The organism is Streptomyces sp. NPDC014006, from assembly GCF_043088925.1.
Taxonomy (GTDB): domain Bacteria; phylum Actinomycetota; class Actinomycetes; order Streptomycetales; family Streptomycetaceae; genus Streptomyces.
The window spans coordinates 18,566-42,841 of the sequence record NZ_JBICAJ010000013.1 but is presented as its reverse complement, the minus strand read 5'-3'; the positions used below and the strand labels follow the sequence as shown (position 1 = coordinate 42,841).

The window sequence follows — 24,276 nt, the reverse complement described above, 5'->3', positions numbered from 1 at the left end:
CCCCTCGGGGGTGTGCGGGGACGGGGCGGTTACCGCGGGGTCATGCGGCCCACCATGTCCGGGTGCTGCCCGAGCCAGGCGGCGACGGCGTCGTCCTCGTGGCCCTGGCCGCGCTTGGTGATCTCGGCCTCCAGGCTGCCGAGCTCCGCCTCGCTCATCCGGAAGTTCTTGATCCAGCGGGTGAGCTGCGGGTACTGCTCGGGGAACTTCTCGTTGGCGATCGTCCGGATGGTGTTGCCCTCACCGAAGAGCTTCTTGTCGTCCTTCAGCTTGGTCAGGCCGTACTGGCTGTACGCCCAGTGCGGCGACCACAGGACGACGGCGATCGGCTCCTTCTTGGCGTACGCGCGCTTGAGCTCGGCGAGCATCGCCGGGGTGGAGCCGTCGACGACCTTGTACTCCTTGTCCAGGCCGTAGCCCGGCAGGACCTTGGTCTTGAGCAGGTTCATCTCGCCGGTGCCCGGCTCGATGCCGATGATCTTCCCGCCGAACGTCCCGGCCTTGCCCTTGAGGTCCTGAAGCGACGTCACGCCCTTGACGTAGGACGGCACGGCGATCTCCAGCGACGTGGGCTGGTACCAGGTGCCGAGGTCCTTCAGCCGGTCCTTGCTCTTCTCCCAGTAGTTCCCTTGCGCGTACGGCAGCCAGGCGTCGAAGTTGAGGTCGAGGTCCCCGCCGGCCAGGCCGGTGTAGACCGGGCCGACGTCCATCTGCTTCAGGTTCAGCTTGTAGCCGCGCCGCTCCAGGACGTTCTTCCACAGGTGGGTGACGGCGATGTCCTCGTCCCAGGGAAACCAGGCCACGTCGACCGGCCGCTTGGCCTCGGCGGCCTGGGTGTCCTGGACCGGTGCGAGCTTGTCCACGAGACCCGGGTTCTTCTTCAGCCAGGCGCGCACCGCGTCCTGCTGCTTGCCCTTGCCGGCCTTGGTGATGTCGGCCTCGAGGCCGGTCAGCTGCTTCTCGTCCAGCTTGAAGCCCTTCAGCCACTTCGCCACGACGGGGTTGTCGCCCGCGAAGCCCTTGCGGGCCAGTGTGTGCAGGCCGTCGCCCTTGCCCCAGGCGCCCTTGGGGTCCTTCAGCTTCTTCAGCCGGTAGTCGTTGTACGCCCAGTGCGGCGACCAGAGCGGGACGACGATCGGTTCCTTCTTGCTGTAGGCCCGCTTCAGCTCGGCCAGCATGGCCGGGGTGGAGCTGTCGACGACCTTGTACTCCTTGTCCAGGCCGTACTCCTTGAGGACCTTGCTCTTGAGCAGGGCCATCTCGCCGGCGCTGGACTCGATGCCGGTGATCTTCCCGCCGAACTCGCCCGCCTTGCCCTTGAGGTCCGCGAGCGTGTTGACGTCCTTCAGGTACGCCGGGACGGTCAGCTCCAGCGACGTCGGGCCGTACCAGCTGCCCAGGTCGTCGATCTGCGAGCCGTACTTCTTCCAGTACTGCGCGTGGGTGTTCGGCAGCCAGGCGTCGGTCTGGAAGTCGACGGTGCCGGCGGCGAGGGACGTGTAGAGCGGTCCGGCGTCGAGCTGCTTGGCCTCGACCTGGTAGCCGCGCTGTTCGAGGACCTCCTTCCACAGGTAGGTGGAGGCGATGCCCTCGTCCCAGGGGATGTAGCCGATGGTGACCTTCTTGCCCTGGCCGACGTCCTTGCCGTCGGCGACGGCCGTGGCGGCGCCCTTGCCGCCGAAGACGCCCATGCCGCCGGCGACCAGGCCGAGGATCACGACGCCGATGACGGCGATCTGCGGCCGGGGCCGGTACGACCAGATCTTCAGGCCCTTCGCGGCACGCGCGCGTGCGGCGGCGCGGCGGCCCAGCGGGGAGACCTGGGTGCCGAGCGCGCCCGTCATGCGGTCGAGGTAGATCGCGAGGATGACGATCGCCACGCCCGCCTCGGAGCCGAGGCCCACATTGAGCTGGCCGATGGCCTCGTTGACGTCGCCGCCGAGGCCGCCGGTGCCGACCATGCCGGCGATCGCGGCCATCGACAGGCCGAGCATGATGACCTGGTTGACGCCGGCCATGACGGTGGGCAGCGCCAGCGGCAGCTGGACCCGCAGCAGCGTGCTGCGGGGCGTGGTGCCGAACGCCTCGGCGGCTTCCACCAGCTCCTTGTCGACCTGGCGGATGCCCAGCTCGGTCATGCGCACCCCGGGGGCGAGCGCGAAGATCAGGGTGGCGACGATGCCGGCGGAGGCGCCGGTGCCGAAGAACAGGATCGCCGGGATGAGGTAGATCATCGCGGGCAGCGTCTGCATGAAGTCCAGCACCGGCCGCACCAGGCTGCTGACCCGGTCCGAGCGGGCGGCCCAGATGCCCACCGGCACCGAGATCACCAGCGCGATCAGCGTGGCGACGAGCACGAGCGACAGCGTCACCATTGCGTCGTCCCACAGCTCGAGCGAGTCGATGAAGGCGAAGCCCAGGAAGGTGAGCACACCGGCGAGGGTGCCGCGCAGCCAGAAGGCGAGCACGGCGAAGATGCCGGCGAGCAGCAGCGGCTGGGGCGCCTGGAGGACGGCGTCGATGCCTTCGTAGGCGCCGGTGAAGACGGTCTTGAGGAAGTCGAAGAGCCAGGAGACGTGGTTGAGCAGCCAGTCGACCGCGTCGTTGACCCAGTCGCCGAGCGGGATCCTAGGCACCGGCCATCACCTTCTCCCCGCCCTTGTCCCGGCGTTTGTCGCAGGTGCCCGGGGCGCCCTCCTCGTCGCCGAGGAAGGCGACCAGACGCCGGGGCGGTACGACGCCGACGAGCGCGCCCCCGTCGTCGAGGACGGCCACCGGGTGCGCCGCGCGGGCGCTGAGCGCGCACAGCTCGGTGAACGGCGTGTCGGGCGTCGCGGTCGCGCAGCCGCAGTCGGCCTCGTCGCCGCGCAGACCGTCGGTGTCCATGACGGCGCCGGCGGTGACCACGCGGGAGCGGTCGACGTCCTGGATGAAGGAGGCGACGTAGTCGTTCGCGGGGCGCAGCAGGATGTCCTCGGCGGTGCCGTTCTGGACGATGCGGCCGTCGCGCATGACGGCGATGCGGTCGCCCAGGCGCATGGCCTCGTTGAGGTCGTGGGTGATGAAGACGATGGTCTTCTTCAGGGTGCGCTGCAGTTCGAGGAGCTGGTCCTGCATGTCGCGGCGGATCAGCGGGTCCAGGGCGCTGAAGGACTCGTCCATCAGCAGCAGGTCGGCGTCGGTGGCGAGCGCACGGGCGAGGCCGACGCGCTGCTGCATGCCGCCGGACAGCTCGTCGGGCCAGGAGTCCTCCCAGCCGGCCAGACCGCACAGGGCGAGTGCCTCGGCGGCGCGCTCCTCGCGCTCGGCGCGGGGCACTCCCTGGACGGCGAGGCCGTAGGCGGCGTTCTCGCGGACGCTGCGGTGCGGGAAGAGCGCGAAGTGCTGGAAGACCATGCTGATCTTCCTGGCGCGGACCGCGCGCAGCTCCTTGCCGCCGAGCGAGGTCAGGTCCTGGCCGTCGAAGAGGACGCGGCCGGCGGTGGGCTCCAGCAGGCCGTTGAGCATGCGCAGGAGCGTCGACTTGCCGGAGCCGGACAGGCCCATCACGACGAAGATCTGGCCGGGGTCCACGGTGAAGGACGCGTCGATGACGGCGGCCGTGGTGCCGTCCGCGCGCAGCTCCTCGCGGTCGGCTCCCGCACGGAGCCGCTCCACCGCCTGATCTTGTCGTCTGCCGAACACCTTGTAGAGGTGCTCGGCCTGAAGCCTGGCTGACACGCGGACCTTCTCTTCTCGACGGCAGGGAAAGGAGCGAGGGGTTCGCATGCATCACACAAAGGTTGAACGCGCAACCGGCATCGCTCCGAAGGCGCGCCTCCCCGCTTTGCCCGAACACAAACGCACAAGTGGGCCACGTCACTAAAGGGCGCAACGCGTTGCACCTTGCGCGCCGGGCGGCCGCTGTCAGTGCCGTACGGCATGATGCGAGCGTGACCGGACGACTCATGCTCCTCGACACCGCCTCGCTGTACTTCCGCGCCTACTTCGGCGTCCCCGACTCCGTGAAGGCCCCGGACGGCACGCCGGTGAACGCCGTGCGCGGACTGCTCGACTTCATCGACCGCCTGGTCAAGGACCACCGGCCGGCGCACCTGGTGGCCTGCATGGACGCCGACTGGCGGCCACAGTGGCGGGTCGATCTGATCCCCTCCTACAAGGCGCACCGGGTCGCCGAGGAGCACGCGAGCGGGCCCGACGAAGAAGAGGTGCCCGACACCCTGTCGCCGCAGGTGCCGGTCATCGAGGCGGTCCTCGACGCACTCGGCATCGCCCGCGTGGGCGTCGAGGGGTACGAGGCGGACGACGTCATCGGCACCTTCACCGCCCGCGCGAAGGGACCGGTCGACATCGTCACCGGCGACCGCGACCTGTACCAGCTGGTCGACGACGCCCGGGACGTGCGCGTGCTGTACCCGCTCAAGGGCGTCGGCACCCTCCAGCTGACCGACGAGTCCCTGCTGCGCGAGAAGTATGGCGTCGACGGCAGGGGGTACGCGGATCTGGCGTTGCTGCGCGGCGACCCGAGCGACGGACTGCCGGGCGTGGCCGGCGTCGGCGAGAAGACGGCGGCGAAGCTGCTGGCCGAGTTCGGCGACCTGGCCGGGATTCTGGCGGCCGTGGACGACCCGCGCGCCAAGCTCACCCCGGCCCAGCGCAAGCGGCTCACGGAGGCGAAGCCGTATCTCGCGGTGGCGCCGAAGGTGGTCCGGGTCGCCGGCGACGTCCCGCTGCCGGACGTCGACACGGCGCTGCCGCACGCTCCGCGCGACGCGGCGGCACTGGAGGAGCTGGCAGGGCGCTGGGGGCTGGGCGGGTCCCTGCAGCGGCTGCTGACCACGTTGGCGGTGTGACGGCTGTCCACCTCGGCGAGGTGCTAGCTTAGGTAAGCCTAAGCATGGGGAAACAGGGAGGCCGTCATGACAGAACGTCCGGGACGCAAGCCGCGCAGGGTGCACTCCGCGCGCGTCGTCCGCACCGAACGGCTCACCCCGCACATGCAGCGCGTGGTGCTCGGCGGCGAGGGCCTGGCCGCCTTCGAGGCGGACACCTGCACCGACCACTACGTCAAGCTGCTCTTCCCGGCGGACGGCGTGACCTACCCCGAGCCCTTCGACCTGGAGCGCGTGCGCGCGGAGTTCCCGCGCGAGCAGTGGCCGGTGACCCGGACCTACACCGTGCGCTCCTGGGACCCCGAACACCGCGAGCTGACACTGGACTTCGTGGTCCACGGCGACGAGGGACTGGCCGGCCCCTGGGCGACGCGGGTGCAGCCCGGTGAGACCGTCCGCTTCATGGGCCCCGGCGGCGCCTACGCCCCCGACCCGGCCGCCGACTGGCATCTGCTCGCCGGTGACGAGAGCGCGCTGCCCGCCATCGCGGCGGCCCTGGAGGCGCTGCCCGACGGCGCCGTGGCGCACGCGTTCATCGAGGTCACCGGAGTCGAGGAGGAGCAGAAGATCGACTCCGACGTGGACGTCGTCTGGCTGCACCGCGGTGATCGGCCGGTCGGCGAGCGGCTCGTCGAGGCCGTGCGCGCGCTGGACTGCCCCGAGGGCCGTGTGCACGCCTTCGTGCACGGCGAGGCGGCCTGCGTGAAGGAGCTGCGCCGCCTGCTGCGCGTGGACCTCGGCATCCCTCGCGAGGACCTGTCGATCTCCGGCTACTGGCGCCTCGGCCACGACGAGGACGGCTGGCAGGCCTCCAAGCGGGAGTGGAACGCCCGGGTGGAGGCCGAGCAGGAGGGCGCACCCGCCGCCTGAAAGCGCGCCGCCCGGACGACGGCCGCCGAGTCCGGTCAGTCGCTCCGCACCCGCGCGTGCAGGTGCATGTCGTGCCAGCCGTCGGGGTGGAGCAGGGCCCGCCGCTTGGTCCCCTCCAGCGCGAAGGCGGCCCTCCCCGCGACCCGGCAGGACGCCTCGTTGCCGACCGCGTGCAGCAGCTCCAGGCGTTCGAACCCGATCTCGTCCAGCGCCCAGCGGGCCAGCGCGGCCGCGGCCCGGGCGGCAACGCCTTGGCCGCGGGCCGCCGGGTGCGTCCAGTAGGCGACCTCGGCGGCACCGTCGAGCAGCTCGATCCGGCGCAGCCCGACCCGGCCGAGCAGCCGGTCACCGGCCGCGTCGGCGACGGCCCACTGCGCCGTGCGCTCCCCCGCCCAGGCCCGCTGCCACTCGGCGATCCAGCCGCGCACCTCCTCCTCGGAGTCGGCGGAGCGGATGTGCCACTGGTGGATCGCCGGATCCTGGAAGGCCTCGTGCACGGCGGGGGCGTCCCCGGCGCGCCACGGGCGCAGCACCAGGCCGTCGCCGGTGGGGATCGTGGGCTGCGGAATGCGGGAGAAGGTGCCGGCGGGCAGCACCGGCTGCGTCAGGTCAGGCATGATCGCCATCCTGCCCACGTCCGCTCCCCGCGCCCAGCGGTTTTCACCGGCCCGCGCCGCCCTCGTACCCTGGCCTGCGATGAGACGCCGTACCCCGCCCCCGCCCTCGCCGCTCCCTCAGCTCGACGGAGTGGACCCGGTGCGCGTGCGGCTGCCCGCGACCGGGTCGTGGGCCACCGTCCGGGAGTACCTGGTGGAGCGGCTCAGCGGGGCCGGGGCGGGGAGGGTCGAGGCGCTGTTCGACGCCGGGCTGGTCGTCGGCGCCGACGGGCGGCCGGTGGCGCCGGACGCGCCGTACGCACCTGGGATGTTCGTCTGGTTCCACCGGGAACTCGCCCCGGAGGTGCCGGTGCCGTTCGCGATCGAGGTCCTGTACCGCGACGAGCACATCGTCGTCGCCGACAAGCCGCACTTCCTGGCCACCACCCCGCGCGGCAGCCACATCACCGAAACCGCCCTGGCCCGGCTGCGCCGGGACCTGGGCATTCAGACACTGACCGCCGCGCACCGGCTGGACCGGCTCACGGCCGGGCTGGTGCTGTTCACCGTGCGGCCCGCGGAGCGCGGCGCCTACCAGACGCTCTTCCGCGACCGGCGGGTGCGCAAGGTGTACGAGGCGATCGCCCCCTGCGACCCCGCGCCGGAGCTGCCGGTGACCGTGCGCAGCCGGATCGTGAAGGAGCGCGGGGTGCTCACGGCGCGGGAGGTGCCCGGCGAGCCGAACGCGGTCAGCCGGATCGAGCTGGCCGGCCAGCGTGGCGGCCTCGGCCGGTACCGGCTGGTGCCCGCCACCGGTCAGACACACCAGCTGCGGGTGCACATGAACGCGCTCGGCGTGCCGATCCTCGGCGATCCGCTCTACCCGCGCATCGCCGCCCCCGTGCCGGCCGGTGACTTCCGGCGACCGCTGCAACTGCTGGCGCGGGAGCTGGAGTTCACCGATCCGGTCACAGGGGCGGAGCACCGCTTCCGCAGCGGCCGCACCCTCGCGGCCTGGACGTCGTACGACGCGTGGGCGGCCGTATGAGCCTCTGCGGCCCGGCGTCAGTTCCCCCGCCACCAGCGCAGGAGACGCTGCCACACCCCGCGCCGCCGGGCCGGTTCCGCCTGCGGCACCGGAGGCTGCCCGTACGGCGGCTCGGCGGGAGCCTGCTGGGGCGGCGCGAAGGGCGGGGCCGTGGCTGAAGCGGGCACGGAGGGGGTGGGCGCGTGCTGCGGCGGGGGCGGGGGCGCGGTCACCTGCCACACCGGGGGACGCTGCTGCTGCGGCAGCCCGTGCGGGCTCGGTACGGCCCGCACGTCCTGCGGCGCCTTGGGGTCGAACCGCACCGGCAGGTCGACCAGGTGCCGGGAGGCGATCGACTCCGTCCAGCTCAGCTCGTCCTCGTCGCAGTCGAGCTGCACATCGGGCAGCCGCATCAGCAGCGCGTCCACACCGGCGTCGGCGATGGCACGGCCGATGTCCTGACCCGGGCACTCGTGCGGTCCGCCGCCGAAGGCGAGGTGGGAGCGGTTGCCCTGCATGTTGGCGCTCAGGTCGGGCCGCACCCGCGGGTCGATGTTGCCCGCCGCGGGGGCGAAGAGCAGCCCGTCGCCCCTGCGGATGCGCTGGCCGCCCAGCTCGGTGTCCTGCTTGGCGTAGTAGGCGAAGACGGTGCTGAACGGCGGTTCGTCCCACAGGGACTGCTCCACCGCCTCCGGCACGGTCATCTGGCCGCCGTTGAGCTTGGCGTAGAAGCGGTCGTCGGTGATGACCATGAGCAGCACATTGGCGAGCAGGTTGGCGGTGGCCTCGTAGGCCGCCATGAGGACCAGCCACAGGTGCTTGGTGACCTCGTCGTCCGTCAGCCCGGCGGGGTGGCGGATCAGATGGCTGGCGAAGTCGTGCTGCGGTTCGGCGCGGCGGCGCGCGGTGAGGCGCTGCAGCACCTCCATGACGTAGGCGTGGCTGGCGATGGCGGTCTCGCTGCCGCGGAGCATGTCGCGGGCGGCCTGCACGATCCGGTCGTTGTACTCCTCGGCCATGCCGAAGATCTCGCACATCACGGCCATCGGCAGGTGCTCGGCGAACTGGCCGACGAGATCGGCCTCCCCACTCTCGCAGAACCTGTTGACGAGGATCTGCGTGTAGCGGGTGATGTGGCGGCGCAGGCTGCGGTGGTCGATGGTCGTCATGGCGCCGGTGACCGCGCCGCGCAGCCGCAGGTGCTCGTCGCCCTCGGCGTAGGAGCAGATGGGCTCCCAGGCGATGTGCGGCATCAGCGGGTGGTCGGGCTTGATCATGCCCTCGTTCAGCGGCGTCCAGATCCGGCTGTCGCGGCAGAACTGGCCCGGGGATCGCACCAGTTGAAGGTTCTCGGTGTGGCCGAGGACCACCCACATCGGGACGTCCTCCTGCAGCAGTACGGGCGCCACCGGCCCGTACTCCTCACGCAGGTGCTCATACAGCTCGCCCAGGTCCTCGGCTCCGGGGCCGTAGAGCCGGTGCAGCCCGCCGGGTCCCTTGGCGTGGGCGGGGCAGCCGGGCGGCGGACTCGGGGCGGGATCGTCCGCTGTGGTCGTGGACAGTGATTCAGGCGTCACGGGGTCGCTCCGGGAAAGGGGGTTCGCTCCGGGGAAAGGGGAGAAACAGCGCGAAGGGGTACGTACGTCAGGTGAGCCGGCCGGCCGCGGACAGGCCGGCCAGGAACCGCATCAGGGTCAGCAGGACGTCACGGCTGGAGGCGCGCCGGCGGGCGTCGCACTCCAGGATCGGGATCCCCGGGACCAGGTCGAGCGCCTGCCGCAGGTCCTCGGCGGGGTAGCGGGGCGCGTCGGGGAAGGTGTTGACGGCGACCACGAACGGCACGCCGCGCTCCTCCAGCCGGCCCATGACCTCGTAACTGACCTCGAGGCGGCGGGTGTCGAGCAGGACGACCGCACCCAGGGCGCCCTGGAACAGCCGGTCCCACAGGAACCAGAAGCGTTCCTGGCCGGGCGTGCCGAAGAGATAGAGCACGACCTGGTCGGAGACGCGGATACGGCCGAAGTCCATCGCCACGGTGGTGGCGGTCTTGGTCTCGGAGCCGAAGTTGTCGTCGACCCCGACGCCGGCCTGGGTCATGGTCTCCTCGGTGGTCAGCGGTTTGATCTCGCTGACCGAGCCGACCATGGTGGTCTTGCCGACACCGAAGCCGCCCACGATCACGATTTTCGCCGCCGCCTGGGTGGACTGCGGCAGATGGTCCTCCGCGCGTGGGCCGGGGAGGGTGTCAGAGCCTTTCAAGTCCATGCATCACCGCTTCGAGAAGGGATCGGTCGGGCAGCTGCTGGCGGACGATCGGGGCGCGGGCGTGCACCAGTTCGCCGGCCAGCATCTCCGTGAGCAGCGCGGTCATCGCACTGAACGGCAGCTGCAGATAGGCCGAGAGTTCGGCCACGGACAGGGGGGCGGCGCACAGCCGGAGTACCGCCGACTGCTCGGGGGTGGCGGACGACGGCGTGTCGGCGTGCGCCACGATCAACGTGACCAGGTCGAGCTTGGCCCGGTCGCCTTCGGCTCCCGTGATGATGTACAGCCGTTCGGGTGCCTTCCCGTCGCCCTGCTGCTGCGCCGGCTGGGGCGGCGGCACGGGCGCGGTCGGCTCCTTGCGCTGTCGCCTCTGGCGTTGCGGTGGCGTCATACGGTCTGTCCACCCCGCCGGGGCGGGCTGGTCAGGTGATCCCCGATGCGGAGCACCAGGTCGCGCATGTAGTGACTCATCGCGCCGGGCTCACAGCGGATGTCGGAGAGCACCGCCAGATAGGCGTTGGCACCGGCGGCCATCAGATAGAAGTAGCCGCGGTCGAGTTCGACGACGACCAGCTTCATCTCGCCGCTGCTCGCGGGCAGTTCCTGGGCGACGGCACCGGCCAGGCTCTGCAGGCCCGCGCAGGCGGCGGCGACGCGGTCGGCGGCGTCGGGGTCGCCGCTGTAGCGGGCGATGCGCAGGCCGTCTGCGGACAGCACCACGATCATCTCGATGCCCGGAACGCTGTCGTAGAGCTCCTTGAGCATCCAGTCGAAGTTCTGTCGCTGCTGGATCACGTCAGATCCCCTTCGTCGTCGCCCTCGGGGCGGGCCTTGTCGTTGAGCAGGTAGCTGAACGCGCTGGGGTTGCGCGTGAACTCCGTCGGGTGGGTGCCGGGCGGCAGGTCCTTCTTCAGCCCGTCCCAGAACGCCTCGACCCACAGGCCGGGGGCCGGCTCGTCCTTCTTCGGCTCGGGTTCGGTGCGGGACTGCGCCCAGACGGTGGCCTCGCGCTCGCGCGCTTCCCGCTCCTCGCGCTCGAGGCGGTCCTGTTCGGCGTACTGCTGGGCACGCAGTTCGGTGATCGGGACGACGGCCTTGCTGCGCCGCTGCGGCAGCCCCTTCTCGGTCCACTCGGTGATCACGGGGACGTCGTCTTCCAGGGACAGGTTCTCCGGGATGCGCGGGTTGGTCGGGCGGCGCTTCTTGGGCGGGCGCTTGGGGCCCTCGGCCACGTCGGGGCCGATCGCGGGGAGGGAGGTGGCGCCGATGCCGTGCGCGAAGCCGGGCGCCGGGTGGCTGGTGAGCATGTCGCTCGGCACGATCAGTACGGCGCGGACACCGCCGTAGGCGGAGGAGCGGAGCGAGATCTGCATGTTGTGCGCCGTGCACAGGCGGCCGACGACCGCGAGACCCAGGCGGGGGGCCTCGCCGAGGACATTCAGGTCGATGCCGGCCATGGCGCGCTGCAGGATGCCCTCGAGGCGCTCGCGGGACTCCTCGGTGAGGCTGACACCGGCGTCCTCGATCTCGATGGCGACACCGGTGTGCACCTCGGTGGCGGTGACGTGGACCTTGGTCTGCGGCGGGGAGTAGCGGGTCGCGTTGTCGAGCAGCTCGGCACAGGCGTGGATGACCGGCTCGACGCAGATGCCGCGGACGTTGACCTTGGCGATGTTGTCGAGCGAGATGCGGCGGTACTCCAGGATGCGCGACATGGCGCCGCGCAACACGCTGTACAGCGGCACGGGTTCGGGCCACTGACGGCCGGGGCGGCCGCCGCCGAGGACGGAGACGGAGTCGGCGAGGCGGCCGATCAGCGAGGTGCCGTGGTCGATGCGCAGCAGGTCGTCGAAGACCTCGGGGCTGCGGCCGTGGTCCTCCTCCATCTCCCGCAGTTCCTTGAACTGCTGGTGGACGATGGCCTGGACGCGGCGGGCGACGCTGACGAAGGCGCGCTGCTGGGAGTCGCGCATGTTCTCCTCGTGGTCGAGGATGCGCAGCACGGAGAGGATGACCTCGCGGCCGGCCTCGCGCAGTCCACGAAAGCGTGAATCGCCGTCGAGGATGTCGCGGGTCGTGTCGAAGAGTGAATTTCCGCGGCGCAGATACTCGACGGCGACCGGCAGGAGTTCGTACGCGAGGCGATGGTTGTCCGCGTCATGGGTGGCGAGGCGCTGTTCCAGATACGCGGTGTGACGGGTGTGTTCGGCCTGCTGGGTGCGCAACCGGCGGCCGCGGCGCAGCGCTTCGCCGGCCGTCAGGACGACCAGGACGGTGGCGATGCCGCCGCACACGGCCACGGCCGGCCGGGCCGGTTCGGCGACGAGGGCGACGGCGGCCCCGATCGCCGCGGCCATCACCATGACGGGCAGCAACAGCACGCCGACGGAGGGGAGTTCACGGCGACGAGGAGGGGATTGGACGCTCACCATGCAGGTCCTTGAATCTAAGGAGTTTTGGGGAAGAAACGGGCTTCGGGGAACAAACGCACGAATACGCCTCAACTCGGTGCGCTGCGGGCGAGCTTAGTCCGACCGGATCATCGCCGGGACATCTTCGGGAAGGCGCTGCATTCCCTCCCGTGACAGGAGTACCCTCGGCTCCATTTACACGCTGGGGATCGAGTCGCACACATGCTGTGACCACGAACGGGCGTACGTCATCACTCACCGCAACGAGTGAGGTGCCGTCACAAGCCGACGGGCCCCACCGCCGCTGCGGTGGGGCCCGTCCGGGATGCTTCCGTCGGCGCTAACCCACCGACGAGTACGCCACGACGCCGCGCAGCAGGCCCTCGACCGCCTTGCGGGCCGCCTTCGGGACCGTGGAGCCCTCGCCGGCGGCCGCTGCCTGGATCTGGCCCAGGACGTCGATGACCTGCTTGCACCAGCGGACGAAGTCGCCCGCCGGCATCTCCGCCTCGCGCAGTACCTCGTCGAGGCCCTTGCCGGACGCCCACATGAAGGCGGCCCAGGCGAACCCGAGATCGGGCTCGCGCTGGCCGACGCCCTCGGTCTGGGAGATGCGGAAGTCCTCCTCCAGGGCGTCCAGCCGCCCCCAGATCCGCACCATCTCGCCGAGTGCCGCCTTCGCCTTCCCCGACGGCAGTTTCGGCGCCATGGCGTCGTCACTCACCCGCGCCTCGAACACCAACGCCGAGACACACGCGGCGAGTTCGGCCGGCGACAGCCCCTCCCAGACGCCCGCGCGCAGGCACTCGCTGGCCAGCAGGTCCAGCTCGCCGTACAGCCGGGCGAGCCGCTTGCCGTGTTCGGTGACCTCGTCGCCGCGCAGGTAGTCCAGCTCGGTCAGCAGCGCCACGATCCGGTCGAAGGTGCGCGCGATCGTGTTCGTTCGGCCCTCGATACGGTGCTCCAGCTGCCTGGTGTCACGCAGCAGCCGGTGGTACCGCTCGGCCCAGCGGGCGTGGTCCTCGCGCTGGTCGCACCCGTGGCAGGGATGCGCCCGCAGCTCCTTGCGCAGGCGGGCGATCTCACGGTCGTCGGCGGCCTGGGAGCGATTTTTGCGGCGCCGCTCCGGCGGGATGTGCCCGGCCTTGGTGCGCAGCGCGGAGGCGAGGTCACGCCGGGACTGCGGGGAGCGCGCGTTGAACGACTTCGGGATCCGCATCCGCTCAAGCGGCTCAACCGGCACCGGGAAGTCCATGGCCGCCAGCCGCTTGACCTGCCGCTCGGCGGTCAGCACCAGCGGGCGCGGACCGTCGTGGGCGTCGAAACCACGGTGGCCGTTGGAACGCCCGGCCGGCAGACCGGGGTCCAGCACCAGCGCAAGACCCGCGTACTTGCCCGTCGGGACGTGGATGACATCGCCCGGCTTGAGCTTCTCCAGCGCGACGGCCGCCTCGGCGCGGCGCTGGTTGGCGCCCTGCCGGGCCAGCTCCGTCTCGCGGTCCTTCAGCTCGCGGCGCAGTCGCGCGTACTCCTCGAAGTCGCCGAGGTGGCAGGTCATGGACTGCTTGTAGCCCTCGAGACCCTCCTCGTTGCGCTGCACCTGCCGGGAGATCCCGACGACCGACTTGTCCGCCTGGAACTGCGCGAACGACGTCTCCAGCAGCTCACGCGAGCGGTGCCGCCCGAACTGCTCGACGAGGTTGACCGCCATGTTGTACGACGGCTTGAAGCTGGAGCGCAGCGGGTATGTGCGCGTGCCCGCGAGCCCGGCGAGGTGCTCGGGGTTCATGCCGCGCTGCCACAGCACGACCGCGTGGCCCTCGATGTCGATGCCGCGCCGGCCGGCGCGCCCGGTGAGCTGGGTGTACTCGCCCGGGGTGATGTCGGCGTGCTGCTCGCCGTTCCACTTGACGAGCTTTTCCAGCACGACGGAGCGGGCGGGCATGTTGATGCCGAGCGCGAGGGTCTCGGTGGCGAAGACGGCCTTGACCAGGCCGCGCACGAACAGCTCCTCGACGACCTCCTTGAAGGTCGGCAGCATGCCCGCGTGGTGGGCGGCGATGCCCCGCTCCAGGCCCTCCAGCCACTCGTAGTAGCCGAGGACGTGCAGGTCCTCGGCCGGGATGGACGCCGTGCGCTCCTCGACGAGGGCGCGCACCTTCTCGCGGGCCTCGTCGTCGTTCAGCCGCAGGCCCGCGTACAGGCACTGCTCGACGGCCGCCTGACAGGCGGCGCGGGAGAAGATGAACGTGATCGCGGGCAACAGGCCCTCGGCGTCCAGGCGCTCGATGACCTCGGGCCGCCCCGGTGTCCAGATGCGCGAGCGCTGGCGGCGCTCCCGCTCCCGGTCGGCCTCGCGCATGCTCCGGCCGCGTCGGCGGTCCTGGAAGGACGGGCGGCTCGCCTCCATGCGCGCCATGCGCATCAGGTCGGGGTTGACGGCCTTGCGGTGGCCCTCGCCCTCCTCGAACAGGTCGTACATCCGCCGGCCGGCCAGCACGTGCTGGAACAGCGGCACGGGCCGGTGCTCGGAGACGATCACCTCGGTGTCGCCGCGGACGGTGTCCAGCCAGTCGCCGAACTCCTCGGCGTTGGACACGGTCGCCGACAGCGACACGAGCGTCACCGACTCGGGCAGGTGAATGATCACCTCTTCCCATACGGCGCCGCGGAAGCGGTCGGAGAGGTAGTGCACCTCGTCCATGACCACGTATCCGAGGCCCAGCAGGGCCTGGGAGCCCGCGTACAGCATGTTCCGCAGGACCTCGGTCGTCATCACGACCACCGGGGCGTCGGAGTTGACGCTGTTGTCGCCGGTGAGCAGGCCGACCTTGTCCTGGCCGTAGCGGCGGCACAGGTCGGCGTACTTCTGGTTGGACAGCGCCTTGATGGGCGTGGTGTAGAAGCACTTCTTGCCCTGCTGGAGGGCGAGGTGGACGGCGAACTCGCCCACGATCGTCTTGCCGGAGCCGGTGGGCGCGGCGACCAGCACGCCCTTCCCTGTCTCGAGGGCCTTGCACGCCTCGATCTGGAAGGGGTCGAGGCCGAAGTCGTACATCTCGCGGAAGGACGCGAGGGCGGTGGCCTGCTCGGCAGCTCGCCTGCGTGCTGCCGCGTACCGCTCGGCCGGTGAGAGGTCCTGTGTCATCGTGCTTTCCACCGTACCGGGCCGCACTGACAACAGGACGATCATTAACCGGATCTCCTGCTGTGAATCCTGCCGTACGCCCAGCTCAGCGGGGATGCGGCGGGTGCGGAGCCGCAACGGCGAACCGGCCGCCCCGCGGTGCGGGACGGCCGGTCGTGCGGAGCCTGTCAGGTCACGTCGTCGTATCCGTTGACGCGTTCCGTGCTCGTCTGCTCCGGCAGCGCGCGGCTGGCGCTGACCGGTTCGACGTCTCCGATGGCCTCGGGGGTGAGGTCCAGCTGCGATGCCTCGTCCTCGTCCAGTTCGGCCTCGGGATCGGCACGCCGGCGGCGCCGGTCGTTCAGCAGGGAGATCCCGACGGCGATGAAGTACAGCACGACGATCGGACCGGCCAGCGCCAGCATGCCGAACGGGTCCGTGGTCGGCGTCGCCACCGCACCGAAGATGACGACGCCCATCACGACGCCCCGCCACCAGCCGGCCATCCGGCGCCCGGTCACGACACCCGCGAAGTTGAGCATCACCAGCAGCAGGGGCAGCTCGAAGGCGCTGCCGAAGACGAGGATCATCCTGACGATGAAGTCCAGGATCTTGTCCATCGGCAGGATGTTCGCCGAACCTTCGGGTGTGATCCCGAGCAGTACGCGCATGCTGATGGGCAGGATCGTGTACGCGAGCCACGCACCGCCCAGGAAGAGGGGCACGGCGCCCGCCACGAACCAGTACGTGTACTTCCGCTCGTGCTTGTGCAGACCCGGAGCCACGAACGCCCAGAGCTGGTACAGCCAGACCGGGCTGGAGATGATCACGCCTGCCATGAAGCACACCTTCACCGTGGTGGTGAAGGGGGACAGCAGGTCCGTGTAGGCGATGACGGCGCAGGTGCCGCCGGTCGACTCACCCAGACCCTTGGTGCAGCGCGGGACGGGATGCATGAGGAAGGACATCAGGTCCTGGCTGTAGAAGGCGACCACCACGGAGACGACCGTGATCGCCAGCATCCCCTTCGCCAGCCGGTTGCGCAGTTCGCGCAGGTGCTCGACGAGGGGCATCCGCCCCTCGGGGTCCTTCTCTTTCTTGCGGGCAGACTTCAGCAACCCACGTCCTCATCTCGTGCGGCTGGCCGGAGCTCCGGCCGCGTGTGTCAGCGCTGGGTGGAGTCCGTCGGTTCGTTGACCGGACGGGCGCTTGTCACATCACCGGGGGCGGACTGGATCGTGCGCTGCGCGGGAGGCTGCTCGTTGGTGGGCCCCTGAGCGGACGTACCGCTGCCGCCCTCCTCCTTCATGGCCTTGGCCTCGCTCTTGAGGATGCGCGCGGACTTGCCGAGCGAGCGCGCCATGTCCGGAAGCTTCTTCGCGCCGAACAGCAGGATGATGACGACGAGGATGAGAATGATCTCGGGGGCTCCGAGCCTTCCGAACATAAGATTTACCTTCTCACCGAGGCGGCAGGGTGGGGTGCTGTCCGACTGGTCGGACACGCGTCCGATCAACCGTTTCTGACAGCGATCGTAACGCCCAGGGGTAAACGTGAGGCAATCCCCGTGCGTACTCCCGGCTCACGGAGCGGGCCTCGTTCTCCGCCCCGCGATCAGCAAGCCTACCCGCGCGGTTACAGCGAATCCACGGCCCGGGCCGCGCTCGCCGTGGCCCGCTCCAGGTCAGCGGCCGCCCGGTTGATACGGCGTGTGGAATCCGCCACCTGCCGACCCAGCCGCTCCGCCTCCAGGAACACCCGGACAGCGAGCACACCGAGCACGGCGAGACTCACGAAACCCATACCTACCGCGAACATCGGCCAGAACATGCCGATGAGCCTAGACGGTCCCGGGGTGGTTCGTTTCCGGTCGGCGGGCTCCCCGTCGCCGGAGCTGAACTGATCTTGACAACCGATTCCGTCCACCGCGGGAGCGTGGGCTGCTTCAACCACTCGTGGGGGGACGGAAGCGCGACCTACACCATCTACCACCACAACACCTGCAACGTGAAGTCGGCCATCGCCGGCACCACCAGCGCGCTGTTCAGCAACAAGTGGTGCGCGACCGTGGCCGCAGACGGCGAGGGCCACACCGTGGTCTACAACAAGCCCATGACCTTCTCGTCCGCCAAGGGTGGTCACTGCTGACACCGGTCGCGGGGCAGCCGGGTCACGTCGTCGTGACCCGGCTGCCCCGCGCTGCGCCCTGCCGGGTTCTGCCTTCCGCGCCGGGGCACCGGCCCCCTAATGCACGGTGGAGTGCAGGCGCAGTGTGCGCACGCCGCCGCCGGCGAGCAGCTCCACGATCCGCTCCCCCGCCGGCTTGCGCACGGCCGCCCCGCACTCGGGGCAGGTGAACGAGTAGAACGTGGTGCGGCTGGAGGCGCCGATGGCCAGGCGCAGGGCGCTCGCCGCGAGTTCGAAGCGGCCCCGGCAGTCCGGGCAGCCGGCTCTGAAGACCACGGGCGCCACACTGCGCATCTCCGCGAACGCGGAGGCCACCGTCATGCCCACGACTCCCGGCGACGCCGACTCGCTCACAGCCTCTGCTCCTGCCTGTCGTCCTCCACCTCGCCCGCCCCGGCGGCCGGGACCGCGCGCGGCCCGGGCGACCCGTGCGGTCCCTGCGCCCCCTCGGTCTCGATGCCGTCGTAGGCCGCCAGGGCCTCGCGGGCCGCGCGGCGGGCACTGTCCGCCAGCTCCGGCGGGGAGACGATCCGGCCGTCACGGCCGAGCCGCAGCGCCAGCCTGCGCAGCGAGGCCGGGTCCGGGGTGCGCAGCGCGATCCGCAGCCCCCCGTCGGGGAGCTCCTCGGCGCTGTCGTGCGGGTAGTACTCGGCGACCCAGCGGCCGCCGGGGCCGACCTCGACGACGACCTCCGGATCCTCGGCGGCCGGCTGGACCAGCCCCTCGGACAGATCGCGCAGCTCTATCTCCGGCGGCGCCGACGGCTCGTCGAGAATCCTGATCTCGGCGACCCGGTCGAGCCGGAACGTACGGCGGGCCTCGGAGCGGCGGCACCATGCCTCGACGTAGGTGTGGCCGACGCTGACCAGGCGGATGGGGTCGATCTCGCGCTCGGTGACCTCGTCACGGGCTGGCGAGTAGTAGCGGATCCACAGCCGGCGGCGCTCGGAGATCGCCCGGTCGACGTCGGCGAAGACACCGCCCTCGGACTCGAAGGTCACCGACAGCCGGGAGCTGGCACCGGCGGCCTCGCCGGCCGCGGTCTCCACCTTGGCCGTGGCCCGCAGCAGCGCCTGCCGGTCGCTCTCCCGCAGTCCCGGCAGGGTGGCCACCGCGCGGGCGGCGACCAGCAGCGCGGTCGCCTCGTCGGCGGCCAGCCGCAGCGGCTCGGCGGCCTCCGCGCCGAGCGCGGCCGGGTTGTGCCACCAGATGCGCTCGCCGTCGGTGTCGATGTCGAGCAGATCGCCGCCGCGGAAGCTGGTGCCGCACATGGGCAGCACGTCGAGGTCGGAGACCAGCTCGTCCTCGGTGATCCCGAAGGCGCGTGCCACGTCCTCGATCCGGGCACCGGGACGCTCCCGGAGATACGTCACCAGGGACAGCATCCGCCGGGTCTGGTCGATGGCGCTCGTGGGCCTGACCGGTTTGCCTGCCACGTCTCGCTCCGCTTCCCCTCAGCCCTTGGCCACGGCGCGCAGCCGGTCCACGACGTCGGCCCGCAGCTCGGCGGGCTCCAGCACCACCACGTCCGGGCCGAACTCCACCAGCCAGGCGTCCAGGCCGTGCCCGTACGGAATCTCCAACTCGTCCCAGCCGTCACCGAGTTCCCGCACGGCCGTGGCCTTCGCCCGAAGGGGGTACCCGGCGCCCGAGTGCAGCCGGATCAGGGCGCTGCGGTCGGCGGTCTCGCCGGCCCAGCTCGCGACGGTCTCGCGGACGGTGACGACATCCGGGACCGGGGCGGTGAACTTCCCGCCGCGGGAGTGCACCTTGCCGGTGATCCGGGAGAGCCGGAACACGCGCTCGGCGCCCCGGTCGCGGTCGAAGCCGGCCAGGTACCAGTGGCCGCGCCAGCACTCCAGCGCCCACGGCTCGACGTGCCGGGTCTCGGGTTGGGCGGCGTTGGCCTTGCGGTAGTCGAAGGCGACCGTGCGGCGGTCGCGGCAGGCCAGCATCAGCGGTTCGAAGGCGGCCTCGTGCACCGGGATGCGCGGTTCCAGCGCGCTGTGCGCCTCGTAGGGGTCGACGTCCTCGGGCAGTCCTGCCGCGCGCAGCTTCTGCAGGGCGCCGCTGGCCGCGCCGGCGAGGCGGGCCTGCTGCCAGACCTTGGCGGCGAGCCCGAGGGCCGCGGCCTCCTCGGCGTCGAGGGTGATGGGCGGCAGGCGGTTGGAGTCGCGGCGGGCGAGATAGCCGACCTCGCCGTCGAGGCTCTCCACGGTCTCGATGACCAGACCCAGCTCGCGCAGGTCGTCCTTGTCCCGCTCGAACATGCGGTTGAAGGAATCGTCGGACCCCGCCGCACCCTTCTCCGGCCGGAAAGTCTCTACGTACGCCTCGATGGACTCGCGCAGCTCACGCTTGCTGAGCGGCCGCCGTGTCCCGAGCAGACACAGCGCCAGGTTCATCAGCCGCTCGGCCTTGGCAATGGCCATCGACGCGCTTCGCCTCCCTATGGTCCTTACGATCGATGACCGTACCGCTCCGTGGGGCGATGGCAAAAGCCGAGGGTCCATGCCCGTACGGGCATGGACCCCATGTGATCAGCTGTGATCGTGCGACGATCAGACCGAGACCAGGTCGCAGACGAAGATCAGCGTCTCGCCCGGCTTGATCGCGCCGCCCGCGCCACGGTCGCCGTAGGCGAGGTGCGGCGGGATGATCAGCTGGCGGCGGCCGCCGACCTTCATGCCCTGCACACCCTGGTCCCAGCCGGGGATGACCTGACCGACACCGAGCTGGAAGCGCAGCGGGGTGCCGCGGTTCCAGGAGGCGTCGAACTCCTCGCCGGAGGAGAAGGCCACACCCACGTAGTGGACCTGGACGGTGTCGCCGGCCTTCGCCTGAGGACCGTCGCCCTCCCAGATGTCCTTGATCTCGAGGTCAGCCGGGGGCTCGCCGCCCGGGAAGTCGATCTCGGGCTTGTCGATGCTCACGTCTTGAAGCTCCTGCATATCTACGACACGGAACGCGGACAGTCTGTCATCCCCCAGGTGCCGGCGCCTGCCGGGCCCGGCCGACGCCGGCCACGCTTCCCGGCCCGCGCCTCGTGGGTCACATCTTCGCCAGGATGTCCACCGTGAACACCATCGTGGAGTCCTTCTTGATGCCGCTGCCCTGCGGGGGGTTGTCGCCGTAGCCCAGGGCCGGCGGGACGACGATCAGGACGCGGCTGCCGATCTTCTTGCCGGTCAGTCCCTGGGCCCAGCCCTTGACGACCTGCTGAAGGGAGATGAGGGTCGGGCTCTTGCGGCCGTACGTGGAGTCGAACTCCTTGCCGGTGTCCCACAGCACGCCCTTGTACTGCACGAGCGCCGTGCTGTCGGCCTTCAGCTCCTCGCCGTCGCCCTCCAGGATGTAGTTCGCCACGAGCTTCTTCGGCGCGTTCGTCTTGGGCACGTCGACGGAGGGCGCCCCGCCGTCCGTGTTCGTGCCGACCTTGGGCAGCGCGGCGTCGTCCTGCGGGACCTTCTTGCCCTGGGCGGAACTCTTGCCGTTGAACACGTCCTTCAGATCGACCACGAACACCAGCGTGTCGGTGCCCTTCACGCCCGCCTGAGGGTTGCCCTGCGGACCGTAGCCCCAGTTCGGCGGCACCGACAGCTCCACCCGGCTGCCGACCTTCTTTCCGGGCAGCGCGAACCGCCAGCCCTCCCAGATCTGCCCCTGGGCGAGCTGGGCGATCAGCGGCGTCTTGCTCTCGTAGGAGTTGGCGAAGACCTTGCCGGTGTCCCAGATCTGGCCCACGAAGTCCGCCTGGACGAAGTCGTTCTCCGCGACCGTGCGACCGCTGCCGGTGATCAGCGTCTTCACCGCGATGTCCTTCGACGGCGCGCCGCTGCCCTTGGCGATCGTCGGCTTCTCGCCGAACTTCGTACCCGCGGTGACCGCCGGGAGCGGACCGGCGACGATCTTCGGACTCGGCGCGGCCGACGGCTGCGGCGCCGACGGCGACGCGCTGTCGCTGGTCTTGCTCGAGTCGGACTTGTCGTCGCCGCAACCGGCGAGGGTGACCAGTCCGGCGGGTACGGCAATCATCAGGGAACGTCGGCGCACGATAGGGCCTCGTAATCGGTCGATCTTGTGGATGGCGTGCGCGCAACTCTACGGCGTGAGAAGGGCGCCGCACGGGTAACGTACGGCGCCCGAGTGGCGTTCCGGCATGTCACCGAAAGGCCGGCTCACATTCCCGCGATGAGCTTCTCCACCCGGTCGTCCACCGACCGGAACGGGTCCTTGCACAACACGGTCCGCTGTGCCTGGTCGTTCAGCTTCAGATGCACCCAGTCGACGGTGAAGTCCCGGCGCTGCTCCTGCGCCCGGCGGATGAAGTCACCGCGCAACCGGGCCCGAGTGGTCTGCGGCGGCACCGACTTGCCCTCGAAGATCTTCAAGTCGTTGCAGATCCGGGCCGCTTGTCCCTTCTTCTCCAGCAGGTAGTACAGGCCACGACGGCGGTGGATGTCGTGGTACGCGAGGTCTATCTGCGCGACCCGCGGATGCGACATCGTCATGTTGTGCTTGGCCCGGTACCGCTCGATGAGCTTGTACTTCATGACCCAGTCGATCTCGGTGCCGATACGGTCGAGGTCCTCGGACTCGATCGCGTCCAGCGTGCGGCCCCACAGCTCCAGCACCTGCTCCACCGTGCCGGTGCGGATACCGCGGCGCTCGCAGAAGTCGACGGCCTTCTCGTAGTACTCGCGCTGCACCTCCAGGGCGGAGGCCTCGCGGCCGCTGGCCAGGCGCACCTTGCGGCGGCCGGTGATGTCATGGCTGACCTCGCGGATCGCCCGGATCGGGTTCTCCAGGGTGAGGTCACGCATCACCGTGCCCGCCTCGATCATGCGCAGCACCAGGTCGGTCGCGCCGACCTTGAGCAGCATGGTCGTCTCGGACATGTTGGAGTCGCCCACGATGACGTGCAGGCGCCGGTAGCGCTCGGCGTCGGCGTGCGGCTCGTCGCGGGTGTTGATGATGGGCCGCGAGCGGGTCGTCGCCGAGGAGACGCCCTCCCAGATGTGCTCGGCCCGCTGGCTGACGCAGTAGACGGCGCCGCGCGGGGTCTGCAGGACCTTGCCCGCACCGCACAACAGCTGTCGCGTCACCAGGAAGGGGATGAGGATGTCCGCGAGCCGCGAGAACTCTCCGTGCCGGGCCACCAGGTAGTTCTCATGGCAGCCGTAGGAGTTTCCCGCCGAGTCGGTGTTGTTCTTGAAGAGATAGACGTCGCCTGCGATTCCCTCCTCGTGCAGGCGTCGTTCCGCGTCCACCAGCAGGCCCTCGAGAATGCGCTCTCCGGCCTTGTCGTGGGTGACGAGCTCGGTCACGTTGTCACATTCGGGTGTCGCGTATTCCGGGTGGGAGCCCACATCGAGATAGAGGCGGGCACCGTTCCGCAGAAAGACATTGCTGCTGCGGCCCCATGACACGACACGGCGGAAGAGGTACCGCGCCACCTCGTCAGGTGACAGACGGCGCTGTCCCCTGAACGTGCACGTGACGCCGTACTCGTTCTCCAGCCCGAAAATGCGGCGGTCCATGAGGGAACATTACGCCCGATCCCCCGAACTGAAACGGGGTTCGGCGGCACGATTTGGATCATTTTCCGAGGAGGCCGCAACAACCCCCGTTGTGACGGGAACTGCGAGGACCGTGCGTGTACCCAGCAGAACGAGCAGCGAAACCGCACCGGCGGCACCGGGTACCGCGAATCCCCACAGCGCGCCGCCCGCCTGGATGACCGGCCCCGCCAGACCCGTTCCCACCGACGCGCCCACGGTGAACGTGGTCACCAGCCAGGAGAACGCCTCGGTCACGGTGCCGCTCGGCGCGTGCCGGTCGACGATGACGAACGCGCAGGCGATCGACGGCGCCAGGAACACACCGGCGAGCGCGGTGAGCGCCACCATGGCGACCGCGTCCGGCATCAGCGTCAGCGGCAGGTAACACACCGCCAGAAACGCGACCAGGAAGCGCAGTCGCCGCTCCGGCGGGCCGGCCCACTGCCGCGCCCCGTACACCGCGCCCCCGGCCAGCGCGCCGAGACCCAGGGCGGCCATCAGCCAGCCGTAGACGGCGTCGCCGCCGTGGTCGTCCGCGTACGGCACGGAGGCCACGGTGATGGAGCCCAGCGCCATCCCGATGAACAGGAACGCCGCCAGCAGTGCCAGCAGCCCCGGCGAGCGCAGTGCGCCCAGCCAGTGGGCCTCGCGCGGTGCGGAGCGCCACGCGCGCGAGGGCGGCGACAGGACGACCGAGAGCGCGCCGAGGACACCGAGGGCGCTCAGGACGAGCAGCGCGGCCTGCGCGGACCACAGGGAGACGCACAGCGTCACCAGCAGCGGGCCGACGGTGAACATGACCTCCTGTGCGATCGCGTCCATGGCGTACGCGGTGTGCACCTGGTCCTCGCGGTGCAGCACGCTCGGCCACAGCGCCCGCAGACCGCCCTCCAGTGGCGGGGTGCACAGTCCGGAGGCGGCCACGGCGGCGTAGGCCAGCGGGGCGGGGGTGACGCCGACGGCCGCGAAGACGGTCATGGCCAGCGCCGCGGCGATCGCGGCGGGCAGCTGGATCCGCGGCTGCCCGTGCAGGTCGACGAGCCGGCCGAGCACCGGCTGGCCCACGGCGTTGGCGACGCCGTACACGGCCGCGAGCGCGCCCGCGAGGCTGTAGCTGCCGCCCTCGGCACGCACGAACAGCACGATCGCGATGGCGGCGGTGGCGTTGGGCAGCCGTCCCACCAGCGTTCCCACGAGCAGGCGGGCGGCGTGCCTCGCCCTGAGGATCTCCAGGTATCCCGCGGCCATCTCCGCCCTCCGGCTGAAGTTTTACGTATAACGTCCTGCGTCATACGTACCATGTGCGCTGTTCAGCAGTCCAGACGACGGAAGTGAGCGGA

23 protein-coding genes are annotated in these 24,276 nt (G+C 70.6%); 4 read left to right on the top strand and 19 right to left on the bottom strand.

Annotation, left to right across the window (positions count from 1 at the left end; genetic code table 11):
- Nucleotides 1-29 precede the first annotated feature (29 nt).
- On the bottom strand, nucleotides 30-2,636 hold the full coding sequence (locus ACF1GV_RS34275; RefSeq protein ID WP_391688813.1) for an ABC transporter permease/substrate binding protein: 2,607 nt from the start codon (nucleotides 2,634-2,636) through the stop codon (nucleotides 30-32).
- Nucleotides 2,629-3,720, bottom strand: coding sequence for a glycine betaine/L-proline ABC transporter ATP-binding protein (locus ACF1GV_RS34270; protein WP_391688809.1), 1,092 nt, complete (start codon nucleotides 3,718-3,720; stop codon nucleotides 2,629-2,631). Before ACF1GV_RS34270 ends, ACF1GV_RS34275 begins: the two co-directional genes overlap by 8 nt.
- A gap of 212 nt (nucleotides 3,721-3,932) precedes the next feature.
- Here ACF1GV_RS34270 and ACF1GV_RS34265 point away from each other — a divergent pair, with 212 nt between their 5' ends.
- Both ACF1GV_RS34265 and ACF1GV_RS34260 read left to right on the top strand, forming a co-directional pair.
- Entirely contained in the window at nucleotides 3,933-4,853 is a 921-nt protein-coding gene (locus tag ACF1GV_RS34265) for a 5'-3' exonuclease (RefSeq protein WP_363264918.1), read from the top strand.
- A gap of 66 nt (nucleotides 4,854-4,919) precedes the next feature.
- Entirely contained in the window at nucleotides 4,920-5,762 is an 843-nt protein-coding gene (locus tag ACF1GV_RS34260) for a siderophore-interacting protein (RefSeq protein ID WP_391688806.1), read from the top strand.
- A gap of 35 nt (nucleotides 5,763-5,797) precedes the next feature.
- Here the strand turns inward: ACF1GV_RS34260 and ACF1GV_RS34255 are convergent, their stop codons facing one another.
- Nucleotides 5,798-6,379 (bottom strand): GNAT family N-acetyltransferase, encoded by a 582-nt coding sequence (locus ACF1GV_RS34255; protein ID WP_391688803.1) that lies wholly within the window; start codon nucleotides 6,377-6,379, stop codon nucleotides 5,798-5,800.
- 79 nt (nucleotides 6,380-6,458) lie between these two features.
- Here ACF1GV_RS34255 and ACF1GV_RS34250 point away from each other — a divergent pair, with 79 nt between their 5' ends.
- Nucleotides 6,459-7,406, top strand: a complete 948-nt coding sequence (locus tag ACF1GV_RS34250; protein WP_391688800.1) for an RluA family pseudouridine synthase — start codon at nucleotides 6,459-6,461, stop codon at nucleotides 7,404-7,406.
- A gap of 17 nt (nucleotides 7,407-7,423) precedes the next feature.
- Here ACF1GV_RS34250 and ACF1GV_RS34245 read toward each other — a convergent pair whose 3' ends face one another.
- From ACF1GV_RS34245 to ACF1GV_RS34205, 9 genes are all read right to left on the bottom strand, one after another.
- Nucleotides 7,424-8,962 carry a cytochrome P450 gene (locus ACF1GV_RS34245; RefSeq protein WP_391688797.1) on the bottom strand — a complete coding sequence of 513 codons (1,539 nt, stop codon included), beginning with the start codon at nucleotides 8,960-8,962 and terminating at the stop codon, nucleotides 7,424-7,426.
- A gap of 67 nt (nucleotides 8,963-9,029) precedes the next feature.
- Complete coding sequence (locus ACF1GV_RS34240; RefSeq protein ID WP_391688794.1) at nucleotides 9,030-9,650, bottom strand: ATP/GTP-binding protein; 621 nt, start codon at nucleotides 9,648-9,650, stop codon at nucleotides 9,030-9,032.
- On the bottom strand, nucleotides 9,631-10,041 hold the full coding sequence (locus ACF1GV_RS34235; protein WP_391688791.1) for a DUF742 domain-containing protein: 411 nt from the start codon (nucleotides 10,039-10,041) through the stop codon (nucleotides 9,631-9,633). The genes ACF1GV_RS34240 and ACF1GV_RS34235 overlap by 20 nt, the downstream gene beginning before the upstream one ends.
- Nucleotides 10,038-10,445, bottom strand: a complete 408-nt coding sequence (locus tag ACF1GV_RS34230; RefSeq protein ID WP_363264911.1) for a roadblock/LC7 domain-containing protein — start codon at nucleotides 10,443-10,445, stop codon at nucleotides 10,038-10,040. The genes ACF1GV_RS34235 and ACF1GV_RS34230 overlap by 4 nt, the downstream gene beginning before the upstream one ends.
- Nucleotides 10,442-12,082: a sensor histidine kinase gene (locus ACF1GV_RS34225; RefSeq protein WP_391688787.1), complete on the bottom strand. Its 1,641-nt coding sequence runs from the start codon at nucleotides 12,080-12,082 to the stop codon at nucleotides 10,442-10,444. Before ACF1GV_RS34225 ends, ACF1GV_RS34230 begins: the two co-directional genes overlap by 4 nt.
- A gap of 319 nt (nucleotides 12,083-12,401) precedes the next feature.
- Nucleotides 12,402-15,254, bottom strand: coding sequence for a DEAD/DEAH box helicase (locus ACF1GV_RS34220; protein ID WP_391689394.1), 2,853 nt, complete (start codon nucleotides 15,252-15,254; stop codon nucleotides 12,402-12,404).
- Nucleotides 15,255-15,376: 122 nt separating this feature from the next.
- Nucleotides 15,377-16,261: a twin-arginine translocase subunit TatC gene (tatC, locus tag ACF1GV_RS34215; RefSeq protein ID WP_391689391.1), complete on the bottom strand. Its 885-nt coding sequence runs from the start codon at nucleotides 16,259-16,261 to the stop codon at nucleotides 15,377-15,379.
- Nucleotides 16,262-16,353: 92 nt separating this feature from the next.
- The gene (tatA, locus tag ACF1GV_RS34210) at nucleotides 16,354-16,635 is read right to left on the bottom strand and encodes a Sec-independent protein translocase subunit TatA (protein WP_391688784.1); all 282 of its coding nucleotides are present in this window, start codon (nucleotides 16,633-16,635) and stop codon (nucleotides 16,354-16,356) included.
- Between the two features lie 188 nt (nucleotides 16,636-16,823).
- A complete protein-coding gene (locus ACF1GV_RS34205; RefSeq protein WP_391688781.1) occupies nucleotides 16,824-17,018 on the bottom strand; it encodes a hypothetical protein in 195 nt (64 codons plus the stop codon).
- A 75-nt stretch (nucleotides 17,019-17,093) separates the two neighbouring features.
- Between ACF1GV_RS34205 and ACF1GV_RS34200 the strand changes: the two genes are divergently transcribed.
- Entirely contained in the window at nucleotides 17,094-17,336 is a 243-nt protein-coding gene (locus ACF1GV_RS34200) for a hypothetical protein (RefSeq protein ID WP_391688778.1), read from the top strand.
- A 96-nt stretch (nucleotides 17,337-17,432) separates the two neighbouring features.
- Here ACF1GV_RS34200 and ACF1GV_RS34195 read toward each other — a convergent pair whose 3' ends face one another.
- From ACF1GV_RS34195 to ACF1GV_RS34165, 7 genes are all read right to left on the bottom strand, one after another.
- A complete protein-coding gene (locus tag ACF1GV_RS34195) occupies nucleotides 17,433-17,729 on the bottom strand; it encodes a hypothetical protein (RefSeq protein ID WP_391688775.1) in 297 nt (98 codons plus the stop codon).
- Nucleotides 17,726-18,811 carry a helix-turn-helix transcriptional regulator gene (locus ACF1GV_RS34190; protein ID WP_391688772.1) on the bottom strand — a complete coding sequence of 362 codons (1,086 nt, stop codon included), beginning with the start codon at nucleotides 18,809-18,811 and terminating at the stop codon, nucleotides 17,726-17,728. Before ACF1GV_RS34190 ends, ACF1GV_RS34195 begins: the two co-directional genes overlap by 4 nt.
- 18 nt (nucleotides 18,812-18,829) lie before the next feature.
- Nucleotides 18,830-19,807 carry a helix-turn-helix transcriptional regulator gene (locus ACF1GV_RS34185; RefSeq protein WP_391688769.1) on the bottom strand — a complete coding sequence of 326 codons (978 nt, stop codon included), beginning with the start codon at nucleotides 19,805-19,807 and terminating at the stop codon, nucleotides 18,830-18,832.
- Nucleotides 19,808-19,936: 129 nt separating this feature from the next.
- Nucleotides 19,937-20,308, bottom strand: a complete 372-nt coding sequence (locus tag ACF1GV_RS34180) for an FKBP-type peptidyl-prolyl cis-trans isomerase (protein WP_363264902.1) — start codon at nucleotides 20,306-20,308, stop codon at nucleotides 19,937-19,939.
- Between the two features lie 118 nt (nucleotides 20,309-20,426).
- A complete protein-coding gene (locus tag ACF1GV_RS34175) occupies nucleotides 20,427-21,428 on the bottom strand; it encodes an FKBP-type peptidyl-prolyl cis-trans isomerase (RefSeq protein WP_391688764.1) in 1,002 nt (333 codons plus the stop codon).
- A 125-nt stretch (nucleotides 21,429-21,553) separates the two neighbouring features.
- Complete coding sequence (gene pafA / locus ACF1GV_RS34170; RefSeq protein ID WP_093722625.1) at nucleotides 21,554-22,915, bottom strand: Pup--protein ligase; 1,362 nt, start codon at nucleotides 22,913-22,915, stop codon at nucleotides 21,554-21,556.
- 9 nt (nucleotides 22,916-22,924) lie between these two features.
- Nucleotides 22,925-24,184 carry an MFS transporter gene (locus tag ACF1GV_RS34165; protein ID WP_391688761.1) on the bottom strand — a complete coding sequence of 420 codons (1,260 nt, stop codon included), beginning with the start codon at nucleotides 24,182-24,184 and terminating at the stop codon, nucleotides 22,925-22,927.
- Nucleotides 24,185-24,276 lie beyond the last annotated feature (92 nt).